The 13,884-nt window shown below is 71.4% G+C and carries 11 protein-coding genes, 1 tRNA gene and 1 pseudogene; 7 read left to right on the top strand and 6 right to left on the bottom strand.

Going from position 1 to position 13,884, the window contains the following annotated elements; all coding sequences use genetic code 11:
* Positions 1 to 246: 246 nt before the first annotated feature.
* Entirely contained in the window at positions 247 to 771 is a 525-nt protein-coding gene (locus tag J7E88_RS30990; RefSeq protein ID WP_215186764.1) for a gluconokinase, read from the bottom strand.
* Between the two features lie 151 nt (positions 772 to 922).
* Here J7E88_RS30990 and J7E88_RS30985 point away from each other — a divergent pair.
* Together J7E88_RS30985 and J7E88_RS30980 are read left to right on the top strand one after the other, a co-directional pair.
* A pseudogene (locus J7E88_RS30985) lies at positions 923 to 1,208 on the top strand (FCD domain-containing protein); the annotation flags it as partial.
* A 223-nt stretch (positions 1,209 to 1,431) separates the two neighbouring features.
* Positions 1,432 to 2,880, top strand: coding sequence for an amino acid permease (locus J7E88_RS30980; RefSeq protein WP_215186763.1), 1,449 nt, complete (start codon positions 1,432 to 1,434; stop codon positions 2,878 to 2,880).
* A gap of 65 nt (positions 2,881 to 2,945) precedes the next feature.
* On the opposite strand, the gene phsA is transcribed toward J7E88_RS30980, so the two are convergent.
* Complete coding sequence (phsA, locus tag J7E88_RS30975; protein ID WP_215186858.1) at positions 2,946 to 4,778, bottom strand: O-aminophenol oxidase PhsA; 1,833 nt, start codon at positions 4,776 to 4,778, stop codon at positions 2,946 to 2,948.
* 249 nt (positions 4,779 to 5,027) lie between these two features.
* On the opposite strand from phsA, the gene J7E88_RS30970 reads away from it, so the two are divergent.
* Positions 5,028 to 6,116, top strand: a complete 1,089-nt coding sequence (locus J7E88_RS30970) for an S-(hydroxymethyl)mycothiol dehydrogenase (RefSeq protein ID WP_215186762.1) — start codon at positions 5,028 to 5,030, stop codon at positions 6,114 to 6,116.
* On the opposite strand, the gene J7E88_RS30965 is transcribed toward J7E88_RS30970, so the two are convergent.
* Positions 6,117 to 7,040, bottom strand: coding sequence for a pseudouridine synthase (locus J7E88_RS30965; RefSeq protein ID WP_215186761.1), 924 nt, complete (start codon positions 7,038 to 7,040; stop codon positions 6,117 to 6,119). It abuts the gene before it with no gap.
* A gap of 127 nt (positions 7,041 to 7,167) precedes the next feature.
* Positions 7,168 to 7,255: transfer RNA gene (locus J7E88_RS30960), tRNA-Leu, on the bottom strand.
* A gap of 184 nt (positions 7,256 to 7,439) precedes the next feature.
* Here J7E88_RS30960 and J7E88_RS30955 point away from each other — a divergent pair.
* The 3 genes from J7E88_RS30955 (at position 7,440) to J7E88_RS30945 (ending at position 10,139) form a co-directional block, all read left to right on the top strand.
* Positions 7,440 to 8,765 carry a M20/M25/M40 family metallo-hydrolase gene (locus tag J7E88_RS30955; protein ID WP_215186760.1) on the top strand — a complete coding sequence of 442 codons (1,326 nt, stop codon included), beginning with the start codon at positions 7,440 to 7,442 and terminating at the stop codon, positions 8,763 to 8,765.
* A 167-nt stretch (positions 8,766 to 8,932) separates the two neighbouring features.
* Positions 8,933 to 9,166, top strand: a complete 234-nt coding sequence (locus J7E88_RS30950) for a chaplin (RefSeq protein ID WP_215186857.1) — start codon at positions 8,933 to 8,935, stop codon at positions 9,164 to 9,166.
* 139 nt (positions 9,167 to 9,305) lie between these two features.
* Positions 9,306 to 10,139 (top strand): chaplin, encoded by an 834-nt coding sequence (locus J7E88_RS30945; protein WP_215186759.1) that lies wholly within the window; start codon positions 9,306 to 9,308, stop codon positions 10,137 to 10,139.
* Positions 10,140 to 10,224: 85 nt separating this feature from the next.
* Here J7E88_RS30945 and J7E88_RS30940 read toward each other — a convergent pair whose 3' ends face one another.
* On the bottom strand, positions 10,225 to 10,413 hold the full coding sequence (locus J7E88_RS30940; protein ID WP_215186758.1) for a DUF5703 family protein: 189 nt from the start codon (positions 10,411 to 10,413) through the stop codon (positions 10,225 to 10,227).
* A gap of 47 nt (positions 10,414 to 10,460) precedes the next feature.
* Between J7E88_RS30940 and J7E88_RS30935 the strand changes: the two genes are divergently transcribed.
* Positions 10,461 to 11,120: a hypothetical protein gene (locus J7E88_RS30935; RefSeq protein WP_215186757.1), complete on the top strand. Its 660-nt coding sequence runs from the start codon at positions 10,461 to 10,463 to the stop codon at positions 11,118 to 11,120.
* Positions 11,121 to 11,289: 169 nt separating this feature from the next.
* Here the strand turns inward: J7E88_RS30935 and J7E88_RS30930 are convergent, their stop codons facing one another.
* Complete coding sequence (locus J7E88_RS30930; protein ID WP_215186856.1) at positions 11,290 to 13,551, bottom strand: ATP-dependent RecD-like DNA helicase; 2,262 nt, start codon at positions 13,549 to 13,551, stop codon at positions 11,290 to 11,292.
* Positions 13,552 to 13,884 lie beyond the last annotated feature (333 nt).

Here is a 13,884-nt window from a genome sequence, read left to right as displayed (position 1 = left end):
GTCCACCGGATTGTGTTCTGGGGTGCTCCGGCACCTCGCACGTCGCGATCAGGAACCACCTGCCGTTCCGGCACACCAGGTCCGACTCGCCTCGCCGATACCGGGTGAGCATTTTGAGCTGGTCCGGGCTGCCAGTGAACCTACCGCCCAGACCTCGCTCGGAAGACGACCGGTTTCGAACGGCCACGCTGCGTCCGTAATCGTGTCCGTACGCTCAACAGGTCAACAGGTCAACAGGTCAGCACGTCACCCGCAGGAGTGACTCTCGCCGAGTCGGCGCAGCGCGGCGAGAGCCCGCTCAGTGACCTCTTCCGGGGTGCCGCCGACATCGACGGCGACGCCCGGCTCGTCCCGCTCGAGCGGCTGCAGGGTGGCGAACTGTGATTCCAGCAGCTCGGTCGGCATGAAGTGGCCCTTGCGCTCATGCATTCGCAGTTCGATCAGCTCACGGTCGCCAGTGAGGTGGAGGAAGACGGCATCCGGGGCGGCGGACCTCAGCCTGTCACGGTAGACCCGCTTGAGCGCGGAGCTGGAGACCACTCCGCCGAGGCCCGCCCTGCCCTGCGCCCACTGCCCGATCGCGTCGAGCCAGGGCTCCCGGTCCGAGTCGTTCAACGGGACACCGGCCGACATCTTGGCGATATTGGGCTCGGGGTGGAAGTCGTCGCCCTCGGCGTAGGGAACGTCGAGCTGTTCGGCGAGCAGGCGCCCGATTGTGGTCTTGCCGGTCCCTGCCGCGCCCATCACCACAACCACGTGGGGGGTGCTCATGGGTGCCTCGCTGTCTTCATCGGCATTGCGTCAATGAAACCGATGAAGTACGACGTATTCAAGATCCTGAGATTTGGGCGTCACGCTTTTGTCCCGGGCATCCGTACCCGCTCCCCATGACCACAGAAGGCCGAGGGCTTCACACACAGGCGGCCACCAGCTTCAGGGCTGCCTCCAGCACGACATCGCCTTCGACCGGATCGTGCTCAATGCCTCGGGCAACGAGATGTTCGCCCGGCTCGGCGACGTCGTCGCCGAGGTCCTGGCCGGCCGGACCCCCCCACCATGTGATGTCCGACGACCCCGACCCGGCGGCCGTGACGCTCCATGCGCGGCTCGCCGAAGCCGTTCGCGAAGGCGATGCGCCCCGGGCGGGGAACCTGACGAGAGAGATCGCCGCGGGGGCGCTGGAAGAGCTGGATGGGCTGGCTGCCTGAGCCCGTGGCATCCTTGCTTCACCTTGTCGAAACCTCTGAAATACCTCAGATATGTATCTGAGTGAGGTTGGCCACTGCCAGAATCCCAGGGTTGCCCTGACCATGAGCCATTGAGGCCCCCTGGGCTTCGAGGCCATGCCCCGGCGACCGCCCTCCCCACCAGGGAAGGCCGCCGGCAGTTCGGCCGGGTACCGCACATCCCCTCACGAAGGCGAACACCTCAATGCTTGACCGCACCATGGCTGCGGCCGATACGCCTGTCGCCGCCGCGACGGGCGCCCCCCACGTAGACGCCGGTGACGCCGGGTACCGCAAGGACCTCAAATCGCGTCACATCAACATGATCGCCATCGGCGGCGCCATCGGTACGGGGCTCTTCCTCGGCGCCGGCGGCCGTATGGCCAACGCGGGTCCGTCCCTCTTCATCGCGTACGCGGTCTGTGGCGTCTTCGCCTTCTTCGTCGTCCGCGCGCTCGGCGAGCTGGTGCTCTACCGGCCCTCCTCCGGTGCCTTCGTCTCCTATGCCCGTGAGTTCATGGGCGAGAAGGGCGCCTACACGGCCGGCTGGCTGTACTTCCTCAACTGGTCGACGACCGCCATCGCCGACATCACCGCGGCCGCGACCTACGCCCACTTCTGGGCCATGTTCAGCGACGTCCCGCAGTGGGTCCTCGCCCTGATCGCGCTCGCCGTCGTCCTCGCCGCCAACCTCATCTCGGTGAAGTACTTCGGCGAGATGGAGTTCTGGTTCGCGATCATCAAGGTCGCCGCGCTCGTCGTCTTCATGCTCGTCGGCATCTTCCTCGTCGTGACCTCGCACGACATCGGCGGCCACACCCCGGGCCTCGCGACCATCGGCGACAACGGCGGCATCTTCCCCAGCGGCGTCATGCCCATGCTGCTGCTGATCCAGGGCGTCGTCTTCGCCTACGCCTCCGTCGAGCTGTGCGGTGTCGCCGCCGGCGAGACCGAGAACCCCGAGAAGATCATGCCGAAGGCGATCAACTCGATCATGTGGCGTGTCGGTCTCTTCTACGTCGGCTCGGTCGTGCTGCTCGCTCTGCTGCTGCCGTACACCGCGTACTCCGGCGACGAGAGCCCCTTCGTCACCGTCTTCGACAAGCTCGGCATCCCGGGCGCGGCCGGCGTCATGAACCTCGTCGTCCTCACCGCGGCCCTGTCCAGCCTGAACTCGGGCCTGTACTCGACCGGCCGCATCCTGCGCTCCATGTCGATGTCCGGTTCCGCGCCGAAGTTCACCGGCGTGATGAACAAGGGTGGTGTGCCCTACGGCGGCATCCTGCTCACCGCGGCCTTCGGCGTGCTCGGCGTCGTCCTGAACTACGTCATGCCCGGCGACGCCTTCGAGCTCGTGCTGAACTTCGCCTCCATCGGCATCATCGGCACCTGGGCCATGATCATGGTCTGCTCACTGCTGTTCTGGCACCGTTCCAAGGACGGCCGGGTCACCCGCCCCGGCTACCAGCTGCCCTGGGCGCCCTACACCCAGCTCGTCACGCTGTTCTTCCTCGCCTCCGTCCTCGTACTGATGTGGATGGACGGCGGCATCAGCCGCACCACCGTCAACTGCCTGCCGCTGATCGCGGCCGCGCTGGTCGGCGGCTGGTACCTGGTGCGCAAGCGCGCGGGCAGCATTGCCGCCGAGCGCTAGGTCGTGCCCGCAAGTGAAGGCCGGGCCCCGCGGGACATCCCGCGGGGCCCGGCCTTCGCCGTGCCTCAGCCGTGGTGGCCGCCGTGGCCCGCGCCGTGGTCGAACATCAGCGCCTCCTTGGGCATGACCACGAACGGGCGCATCATGCCCATGTCCTCGTGCTCCAGCAGATGGCAGTGGTACATGAACCGCCCGTGTGCCCCGTCGAACCGGCCCATCACCTTCACCAGCTCCGCCTCCGCGACCCGGAAGACGTCCTTCCAGCCCTGCTCGTTCGCCGGTACCCCGAGCGTGCGGTCCGGGTCGGGCGCGACCGGCGTCCGCGTACCGCCGAGCTCCGGGTCGAAGCCGTCCACCCGGTACGCCTCCCGGCTCATGACCTGGAAGTCGGCGAGGTGGATGTGCATCGGGTGCACGGGCGCGCCCAGGTTGAGGAACGACCACTGCTCGTACGATCCCTCGCCGATCGTGAAGCCGAGCGCGTCGTTGAACGTCCGTGAGGTGCGCCGGTAGGTCCGCACCGTGCCGTCCGGGCCCCGGAGCTGGATCACCCCCTCCGCCGGCACCCGGACGCCGGAGTCCTTCACCTCCGTCATCTCCCAGATCTCCGGATGACCACCGCCGCCGACCGTCTGTGGCGGCGTCAGCACGATCAGCCGGTGCCCGTGGTCGACCAGAGCATGGTCGAACCGGCGGAACGACCCGGACAGCACCGGCGGCAGTACGAACGGATCCGGCTCGCACGTCTCACGCACCCGGAACTCCATCACCTGCGGATACGGCACACTGTCGGCCAGGTCCGGCACGCCCGCAGGCGCGTTGCGCCCCTTGTTCACCAGCCGCACCCGACGTCCGGCCAGCGCCCGGAAGTCGATCAGCAGGTCGAACCGCTCCGCGGGGGCGATGGTCAGCGGCTGCCCGCCGGGGAAGTCCACCGGCACGGGCCGCGGCAGCAGCCCTCCGTCGCTGCCGATCTGCCGCACCACGCCGGGCACCGGACGGTCGTGCTCGTCCACCAGCACCAGGTTGTAGATCCGGGCGTTGGAGGCGTTCACCAGCCGGAAGCGGTACCAGGCGTCGTCCACGTCGAGGTGCGGCCAGATCGTCCCGTTGACCGTGGAGTACGGCCCGAAGAACGGCAGCGACACCGGCTTGCCCGTCTCCGGATGGCTCGCGATCAGCACTGATGTCTTGTGCAGCAGGCGGCCGTTCAGCCGCCCGTCCTCGTCCGTGTCGAGGTTGCGGTCGGCGAGGATCAGCGGCACCTCACGCGCGCCGGACGGCAGCCCCAGCGCGTCCTCCTCGTCGTCGCGGACGAGGTACGTGCCCACCAGACCGGCGTAGACGTTCCACCGGGTGATGTTCATGGCGTGGTCGTGGTACCACCACTGAGCCGCGTGATGGTCGTTCGGGTACTCCGACAGCTGTGCGTCCCCGTAGGTGACGGCGTTGTCCGCCCAGCCGTCGTTGCCGCCGCCGGTCTGCGCGCCGTGCAGATGCGTCACCGACCACGCGGGCAGGGCCGCCACGTTCTCGTCCGGCTTCACGCCCTCGCGCCCCGGCCGGTTGTGCGGCAGCGGCTGTCCCGCGGGCGTGGGGCCGACCTCCACCGCGGTGACCGGATAGGCACTGCCCGGCGGGATGCGGTTGGTCCAGGCGATCCTGATCCGCTGCCCGCGCCGCACCTCGATGGTGGGCCCCGGGACGCTGCCCTCGTACCCCCACATCAGCGTCGGCGGCAGCTGGGAGTGCATCCGCACCCAGGTGGGGCGCAGCGCGATCTCGATCTCCTGACGGACATCGGCCACGTCGGGCCGCAGCACCGGCGGAATCGTCAGCGGATCGGCGTAGGGCGTCAGCGCGCCGGGCCGGCCGGGACGGCGCCCGGCCTCCTCCATCGCTTCGGCAGCGGCGGCGCGCTCGATGATCTCGGTCAAGGTTTTCTCCCCCGTACAGCTCTTCTGCGCGGAACCCCTCCTGCACCCGGTAGGACTCCGTCCCTCCCTCCGTAGTTGCCGTATCCGTGTCCTCTGGCCGAAATCGTCCTCTTGGACGGCGTCTTCGGCATACCGTTCGAGCCATCGCGGCGCGCCGCCGTGACAGCCGCGGCGGTGAAGACGCCACGTCGAGGAAGGGCGGGTCCAGCGATGCCCCAGCAGGTGCAAGGCGTGATCGCACCCGGGAAGAACGAGCCGGTGCGGGTCGAGACGATCACCGTCCCCGACCCTGGGCCGGGCGAGGCGGTCGTGAAGGTGCAGGCATGCGGCGTCTGCCACACCGATCTGCACTACAAGCAGGGCGGGATCAACGACGAGTTCCCCTTCCTGCTCGGCCACGAGGCGGCCGGCGTCGTCGAGTCGGTCGGCGACGGCGTCACCGACGTCGCGCCGGGCGACTTCGTGATCCTCAACTGGCGGGCCGTGTGCGGCCGGTGCCGCGCCTGCCTGCGCGGCAGGCCCTGGTACTGCTTCGACACGCACAACGCCGGGCAGCGGATGACGCTCACCGCCTCCGGCACCGAGCTGTCACCCGCCCTGGGCATCGGCGCCTTCGCCGAGAAGACCCTCGTCGCCGCCGGCCAGTGCACCAAGGTCGACCCCGCTGTGTCCCCGGCCGTGGCCGGACTGCTCGGCTGCGGCGTCATGGCGGGCATCGGTGCGGCCGTCAACACGGGCGCCGTCGGCCGCGGCGACACGGTCGCCGTCATCGGCTGCGGCGGCGTCGGTGACGCGGCCGTCGTCGGCGCACGGCTCGCGGGCGCAGCGAAGATCATCGCGGTCGACATCGACGACCGCAAGCTGGAGACCGCGCGGACGATGGGCGCCACCCACACCGTCAACTCGCGCTCCGCGGACCCGGTCGAGGCGATCCGCGAACTCACCGGCGGTTTCGGCGCGGACGTCGTGATCGAGGCCGTCGGCCGCCCGGAGACGTACCGGCAGGCCTTCTACGCCCGTGACCTGGCCGGCACGGTCGTCCTCGTCGGTGTACCCACCCCCGACATGATGCTGGAACTGCCCCTGCTGGACGTCTTCGGCCGCGGCGGCGCCCTCAAGTCGTCCTGGTACGGCGACTGCCTGCCCTCCCGGGACTTCCCCATGCTCATCGACCTGCACCAGCAGGGCCGCATCGACCTCGGGGCGTTCGTCACCGAGACCATCGCCATCGGCGACATCGAGGCCGCCTTCGCCCGGATGCACGAGGGCGATGTCCTGCGTTCGGTCGTCCTGCTGTGATCACCAGGCGGACAGCCGCAGCCGGCTCTCGAAACGGCACGGCTCACCCGACATCGGGTCGGTGAATTCCAGGCTGCGGGCGAGGAGCTGAAGCGGACGCGAGTAGTCCTCGGGCCCCGGGCCCAGCACCTGTGGATAGACCGGGTCGTACAGGAGGGGCAGGCCCAGGGAATTCATGTGGACCCGCAGTTGATGCGTGCGGCCGGTGGCCGGCAGCAGCCGGTACCGGCCGAGCGTGCCGCGCACCTCCATCAGCTCGATCCGGCTCTCGCTGTTCGGCTCGCCCGGCACCTCCCGGGCGGCGAGCACGCCGCGCTCCTTCTCGATCCGGCTGCGTACGGTGCGGGGCAGGGCGACCCCCGGGTCGTACGGCGCGATCGCCTCGTACTCCTTGCGCACCCGCCGGTCCCGGAACAGCGTCTGGTAGGCGCCGCGGTCCCCGGGCCGCACGACGAACAGCACCAGCCCCGCGGTCAGCCGGTCGAGCCGGTGCGCGGGCTGGAGCTCGGTCAGCCCCAGCTCCCTGCGCAGGCGGGCGAGCGCGGTCTCGGTGATGTGGCTGCCGCGCGGGACCGTGGCGAGGAAGTGCGGCTTGTCGGCGATCACGACGCGCTCGTCGCGGTGCACGATGCCGACCTCGAAGGGGACCCGTTCCTCGGCGGCGAAATCCCGGTGGAAGAACAGATACCGCCCGGCCTCGTAGGGCTCGTCGGCCGTGACGGGGCCGTCCGCCGAGACGACACGGCCCTGATCGAGCATGGCGTCGACCTGCTCGGCGCCGATGGCGTTGGCGTACCGCTCCACGAGATGGTCCCGCACGGTGGCCCACAGCCCGTCCGGATCGGCGGGCAGCCGCAGCCGCACCGGGTCGATGCCGTCGCGCTGCGGGAGGGGCGACGGCGGTGCCTTGTGTCTGCGTCTCACCGACGAGACTGTATGCCCACGCAGGACCTGCGGTGCGGCCCGGCCGACCTGGCGCCACGGCACCCGGAAGAGCCTCATGGCACCCCGGAAAAACAAAGATCCCCACGGCGGACCGTGGGGATCTTGCTGGTGTCCGAGGGGGGACTTGAACCCCCACGCCCGATAAAGGGCACTAGCACCTCAAGCTAGCGCGTCTGCCATTCCGCCACCCGGACAAGGTGTCTGTCTCTCGGCCCTAGGCCGTTCCGACGTGGAAAACCATAGCAAACATTCGGCCCCCCTCGATCACACCCCTGGCCCAGTGAACGCCCCATGACGTCCGGAGCCGCCCTTGGGCAATGAGCACCGGGGCGGGAGGATGAGGACGGACCAGCAGCAGCGACAGTGGGAGGAATCAGCGTGAGCGAGTCCAACACGGGCCCGGCCGTCTCTGGGGAGGACGAGGTCGTCGACCTCTGTCGTGAGCTGATCCGGATCGACACCAGCAACTACGGCGACCACTCGGGACCCGGCGAGCGCGCCGCGGCCGAGTACGTCGCCGAGAAGCTCGCCGAGGTCGGCCTGGAGCCGCAGATCTTCGAGTCGCACAAGGGCAGGGCCTCCACCGTGGCCCGCATCGAGGGAGAGGACCCCTCCCGGCCCGCGCTGCTCATCCACGGTCACACCGACGTCGTCCCCGCCAACGCCACCGACTGGACGCACCACCCGTTCTCGGGCGAGATCGCCGACGGATGCGTCTGGGGCCGGGGCGCGGTGGACATGAAGGACATGGACGCGATGACGCTGGCGGTCGTACGCGACAGGCTGCGCAGCGGTCGCAAGCCGCCGCGCGACATCGTGCTGGCGTTCCTCGCCGACGAGGAGGCCGGCGGCACGTACGGCGCCCGCCACCTGGTCGACAAGCACCCCGGCCTGTTCGAGGGCGTCACCGAGGCCATCGGCGAGGTCGGCGGCTTCTCCTTCACCGTCAACGAGAATCTGCGCCTCTATCTGGTCGAGACGGCGCAGAAGGGCATGCACTGGATGCGCCTGACCGTCGAGGGCACGGCGGGCCACGGCTCGATGACCAACAACGACAACGCCATCACCGAACTGTGCGAGGCCGTCGGGCGGCTCGGCCGCCACCACTGGCCGGTCAGGATGACCAAGACCGTCCGCTCCTTCCTCGACGAGCTGTCCGACGCGCTCGGCACCCCGCTCGACCCCGAGGACATGGACGCCACGCTCGCGAAGCTCGGCGGCATCGCCAAGATGGTCGGGGCCACCCTGCGCAACTCGGCCGCCCCCACCATGCTCGGCGCCGGCTACAAGGTGAACGTCATCCCCGGCCAGGCGACCGCGCACGTCGACGGGCGCTTCCTGCCCGGTTACGAGGAGGAGTTCCTCGCCGACCTGGACCGGCTGCTCGGCCCCCGGGTCCGGCGGGAGGACGTCCACGGCGACAAGGCGCTGGAGACCAGCTTCGACGGTGCCCTCGTGGACGCCATGCAGGTGGCACTCAAGGCCGAGGATCCGATCGCCCGTGCCGTGCCGTACATGCTGTCCGGAGGCACCGACGCCAAGTCCTTCGACGACCTCGGCATCCGCTGCTTCGGCTTCGCGCCGCTGAAGCTGCCGCCGGAGCTGGACTTCGCGGGCATGTTCCACGGGGTCGACGAGCGGGTTCCCGTCGACGGCCTGAAGTTCGGCGTCCGTGTGCTCGACCGATTCCTCGACCACTGCTGAATGCCCCGGAACCGGGTCGATCGAGGGACGCTGCCATTAATCGTCAGCATGTGCACTCCTGACCGGAAAGAGTGAATGGGGGTTTCGGCTCGTAGCCCCCCTGCTTCCTCCTCGTTACAGGTGATGCGGTCCGCGGCTGGGATCGTATTTGCCAACAAGGAGGAATGATGATCAAGAAGGTCGTCGCTGCTGCGGCTGCCACCGGTGGTCTGGTGCTGGCGGGTGCGGGGGTGGCCATGGCCGACGCCGGCACCCAGGGCACTGCCACCGACTCCCCGGGCGTGCTCTCGGGCAACGTCGTCCAGGCGCCCGTCCACGTGCCGTTGAACCTGTGTGGCAACACGGTCGACGTCATCGGGCTGCTGAGCCCCGCCTTCGGCAACACCTGCGCCAACGCGTGACGTTCTGACCCGACCCGAGAGGTCCGGGTTCGATCCGGGCGGCTCCCGAGTGCGCACGCACTCCGGAGCCGCCCGATGCTTCCACCCCGGGGAAACACGCCGGGGCATTCCTGAAAGCTGGAAGGCAGGGCATCAAGACATGCGACAGGTCACGCGTAAAGGCCTGATCACCGTGGCGGCCGCGGGCGGCGTGCTCGCGCTCGGCGGGGGCTACGCACAAGCGGAATCAGGCGCCACCGGTGCGGCTTCGAATTCGCCCGGCATTCTGTCCGGGAATTCGGTCCAGGCACCCGTGCACGCCCCGGTGAACCTCTGCGGGAACACCGTGGACGTCATCGGACTCCTCAATCCCTCCATGGGCAACACCTGCACCAATGCGTCCGGGTCGGGCTCCGGGTCGGCCGGCCAAGCGGGCGGCTCGCAAGCCGAAGGCGACGCGAGCAACTCTCCCGGTGTGGCCTCGGGCAACCAGGTCCAGGCGCCGGTCGACCTTCCCGTCAACGCCTGCGGGAACAGCGTCACCATCGGCGGGCTGCTCAACCCGTCGTTCGGCAATGACTGCGGGAGCGGGACGGGCGGATCGACGACGCCCGATACTCCGGACAACCCCGATACTCCGGACAACCCGGGGACCCCGGACAACCCGGGGACTCCGGACAACCCCGGGACCCCCGACAACCCGGGGACTCCGGACAACCCTGGGACCCCGGACACCCCCGGCACTCCGACCAACCCGGGGACCCCGGAGACCCCCACGGTGCCCGGCACCCCCAGCACGCCCGAGACGCCGGACGGCCGGAACACTCCGCTGACCCCGGACTCGAACACCCCCGGTGCGCAGATCGTCACACCGTCCACGGGCGGCGAGCTGGCGGAGACCGGAGTCGACGCGCTCGGCCTGCTCGCGCCGGCCGGGGCCGGCCTGCTGCTCGGCGGTGCCCTGCTCTACCGCCGCGCGCGAGCGGCGGCATAAGCCGGCACAGTTCCGGTGCACGGAAGGAGCGGGCCCTCGCGATCGGGGGGCCCGCTCCTTTCCCGGTGAGCTCGGCCGTGCGAGCTCACCAGGTGGCGCGTACCTGGCGGATGATGCGCCGGCGCAACCGCACGCGGCGGCTCCCGTCCCGGTGCAGCGTCAATCGGTCCAACTCCCAGTGTCCGTACTCGGCATGGTCGGTCAGCAGACGGGTCGCGTCCTTGCGGGAGACCCCGCGCGGGACGTACACGTCGACAAATTCGTATTCCGGCATCGCATCTATTGTGCGTGCAGCGGCCCGGTACGGATAGCGTCTGCACTATGTCTGATGCTGCGCAGCCCACCGCTGCCGAGGTACGTGCCGCCGCAGAGGCGGTCAAAGCCGCACTGGACCGCCACCTCGAGGCGGTCGAGAACCGCACGGGAGAGGACGACCCGGCCGTCTATGACGCCTTCAACGCGCTCGCCGCGGCGGCGGAGGCGTACGACGAGCGGCTCTACGACCGCTACGACGAGGTGACACCCTTCGAGATCCCGGGGGCGGACGACTCACTGCCGCCGTACGCGGGCCCTGAGCAGCCGAACGCCGTCAGCGTGCTGATCCGGCGCGACTACGCCGTGGTCGAGTCACAGCGGTTGCTCGCCCAGGCGCAGCGCATCGCCGATCTCGACCCCGACGCGGCGGACCGGCCCGAGAACGCGCCGATCGTCGGCGCGAGCGTGCACGCGGCGCTCGGCGTGCTCTTCGGAGAGTTCGAACCGGACGAGATCGCCTCTCGGCACAAGGAGTTCGGCCTTGCGGAGGGGGACTCCACACTCTGGGTGTCCGCCGCGGACGAACTGCCAGAACCGGGCGAGTGGCTCAGCGCCCCCTTCGACCAGGCCGACCCCGAGCGGGTCGTCTGCCGCTTCGACGTCAGCTCGGTCTTCGACGAGGAGGACCTCGTGGAGGATCTGGAGGACCTCGACGAGGAGTCGTGACGGCCACCGGCCCCGGCAGGCCGGTCGCCCGACACTGAGCGGCTTCGCGCCGCCGCCCCGCCGGCGCCGCTGCGCCCGCACTGACGCTGCCCGGCAGGCCCGATGCGGGCCCGGCAGGCCGATGCGGCCCTGGACGATGCCATCGCGTCGTCCAGGGCCGCGGCCGGTCCTAGGGCGCGGGCCGCGGCGTGGGCGCCAGCAGACCCTCCAGCAGCGAACGCAGCCGGGTGGCGCGCTCCGTACCCGGGACCTCGCCCACGGCACGGGCGAGCGCCTGGTCGACGCCGTGCACCACGGACAGATGGCGCTCGGCGCGACCGAACGCGGTGTAGACCCACGGCCGGCTCAGCACCTGCGCTGCGTCCCCCGGCAGCACCACGACCACGGCCGGCCAGCGCATGCCGGCGGCCTGGTGCGCCGTGAGGGCCCAGCCGTGGCGGACCGCCGACTCGACCCGCTCCCTGGGCACGACGGTCCGCGTGCCCTCGCAGTCCAGCTGCAGACCGTCCGCGTCCGCCGAGACCACGGTGCCGGTCAGCGTCCGGCCGAGTGCCGGAGCGTAGGCGACACGGTCGCCCGGGTCGAAGCCGCCGAACCGGCCGGGGCCGGGGTTCAGCCGCTGCTTGAGCGCCGCGTTGAGCGCGCGGGAGCCGGCCGAGCCGCCGTGCCCGACCGTGATCACCTGGGTCCGTTCGGCCGGTACGCCGATCGCCCGAGGCACCGAGTCGGCGACGAGCTGCACGGTGCGGTGGACGGCCTCGCCGGCGTCCCGCACCGGCACGATGACGATCTCCTTGTCCGGCGCCGGCACCTGGGCCAGCTCGCCTACGCCGATGCCGGACACCAGCTCGCCGAGCGGACCAGGGTCGGGCGTCCGCGAGGCGATCTGCGGACACACCCGGGCGGCCATGACGTCCCCGAACACCCGGCCCGCACCGGCCGACCCCAGCACCGCGGGGTCACCGCTGAGCACGAGGCGGCTGCCGTCGGGCATCGACTCGACCAGCATCGCGGCGGTCTCCACGTCGAGCTGCGGCGCGTCGAGGACGACCAGGACATCGAGTGCCAGAGCGCCGTCCTCGTCCCGGCCGGGCCCGGCCGCGCCCGAGAGCAGCGCCGCAACCGTGACGGCACCGGCTTCGGCGCCGAGCCTGCGAGTGCCGTTCTCGGAGTGCGTGGCCACGACCGCGCGCAGACCGATCTCACGGGCCCGTGCCGCGAGAGCGACCGGCTCGGCGCGGGCCGCCTCGCCGCCGGTGTGCACGACGAGCCCGTGCGCACCCGTGGCCCGGACCAGTTCGGGGCCCTCCCAGTCGTCGGCGGGGCCGGTCCTGACGAGCCGGGCCAGCCCGTCGGCCAGGCTCTCCTCGGCCATGGCGTACCGGTCGAGCCCGAGAAGCACGGTGACCGGCTCCGTGGCCTCCTCCTCGGCCAGGCCCTCCTGGAAGACCAGTACGGCTCCGTCGGCGACGGCCTGCTGGACGGCCTCGTCGGGATCCGGGACCTTCCACTCGGCCAGCGCGGCGCGCACCGCGGACGCGTTCTGGGCGGTGTGCCCCTGGAGCGCCGCGCGCTCCAGCAGCCAGCTCACGAGCGCCGACGTACGCCGCTCGTCGGCGGGTCCGCACTCGTCGCCGAGCAGGGCCCGTGCGAAGCCGTCCGCCTGCTCGGGCCGGACGCCCGGCACGGACAGCAGTTGCCAGGGGTTGTCCGCGAGCAGATCCGCGGCGGACTCCCCGAGGACCTCGCCGACCTGACCGGCGAGGGCCTCGGGCGCACCGCCCCTGGCGAGCACGGCCCGCACGGCGGCCACGATCTCGGGCGAGACCTCCGGCGCGCGCGCCGGGGCCCGTACGGGGGCGGTGGGCGCGGCCGTCGGCGCGGGCCGCCGGGGCTCGGCCGGCGCCGCGTCGAAGAACGCCGTCCCCGGGGCGTCGCCGCTCTCCACGGCCCGCACGGCGGCGAGCAGGTCCGCCGCCTTCCCGCTGAGCTTGGCCCCGCTCTCGATGGGCCCGCCCCGCTCGGACTTCCGCTGCTCGATCCGCTCCCGCAGCTCCCGCTGCGCGGCGATCTCGGCCTCCGCCTCACTGCTTTCGGGGGTGGCCCCGTCCCGCCCGTCTGCGGCCGCTGCCCCGTCGCCGGCGGTGCCCTCCCTGTCGTCGCCGGCTGCGCCGTCCACCCCGTGGCCGCCGTCCGCCGGTCCAGGGGCCTGTGCCCCTTCGGCGTCGTCGCCCGCATTGCCTGCGGTGCCGTGGCCGCCGTCCGCCGGAGGGTCCTCCGGCCCCTGCGCCTCGCCTGCCGGGCCCTGGCCGTCGCGCCCGTGCGCCGAACCGTCCGCCGGGCCGTGGTCGTCGCCGTCCCCGTCCGTCTCCCCTTCGGCGGCTGCGTCGTCCACTCCGTGGTCGGCATCCTTCGGGACGGGGTCTGCGATCTCCGGCCCCCCGGCGTCGTCGCCAGTGGCGGCTGTCGAGCCAGGTGTCGGCGCGCCCGCGCCACCCGCGTTCGTCCCGGGCGCCGCGCCCGCCGGGCGGTCCTGGTCCGCCGCGTCGGGGGCTGCGTCGTCCGCTCTGTGGCCGCCGTCCGCCGGAGGGCCCTCCGGCCCCTGCGCCTCGCCTGCCGGGCCCTGGCCGTCGCGCGCGTGCGCCGAACCGTCCGCCGGGCCGTGCGCCTGCGCCCGCGCGGCGTCGCCGCTCGCCGCGGCCGCCCCGTGCGCCGGGCCCTTGGCCTCACGCGCGTGCGCCGAGCCGTCCGCCGGGGCCGAGGG

The sequence above is a fragment of the Streptomyces sp. ISL-10 genome (assembly GCF_018614575.1).
In the GTDB taxonomy this organism is placed as follows: Bacteria; Actinomycetota; Actinomycetes; order Streptomycetales; family Streptomycetaceae; genus Streptomyces.
Note: the sequence above shows the minus strand (reverse complement) of the source record. Positions and strands in the feature narration are given on the sequence as shown.

Coding starts and splice junctions, on each gene's coding strand:
- J7E88_RS30990 (WP_215186764.1), bottom strand. CDS start 771: ATGAGCACCCCCCACGTGGTTGTGGTGATGGGCGCGGCAGGGACCGGC.
- J7E88_RS30980 (WP_215186763.1), top strand. CDS start 1,432: ATGCTTGACCGCACCATGGCTGCGGCCGATACGCCTGTCGCCGCCGCG.
- phsA (WP_215186858.1), bottom strand. CDS start 4,778: ATGGAGGAGGCCGGGCGCCGTCCCGGCCGGCCCGGCGCGCTGACGCCC.
- J7E88_RS30970 (WP_215186762.1), top strand. CDS start 5,028: ATGCCCCAGCAGGTGCAAGGCGTGATCGCACCCGGGAAGAACGAGCCG.
- J7E88_RS30950 (WP_215186857.1), top strand. CDS start 8,933: ATGATCAAGAAGGTCGTCGCTGCTGCGGCTGCCACCGGTGGTCTGGTG.
- J7E88_RS30945 (WP_215186759.1), top strand. CDS start 9,306: ATGCGACAGGTCACGCGTAAAGGCCTGATCACCGTGGCGGCCGCGGGC.
- J7E88_RS30940 (WP_215186758.1), bottom strand. CDS start 10,413: ATGCCGGAATACGAATTTGTCGACGTGTACGTCCCGCGCGGGGTCTCC.
- J7E88_RS30935 (WP_215186757.1), top strand. CDS start 10,461: ATGTCTGATGCTGCGCAGCCCACCGCTGCCGAGGTACGTGCCGCCGCA.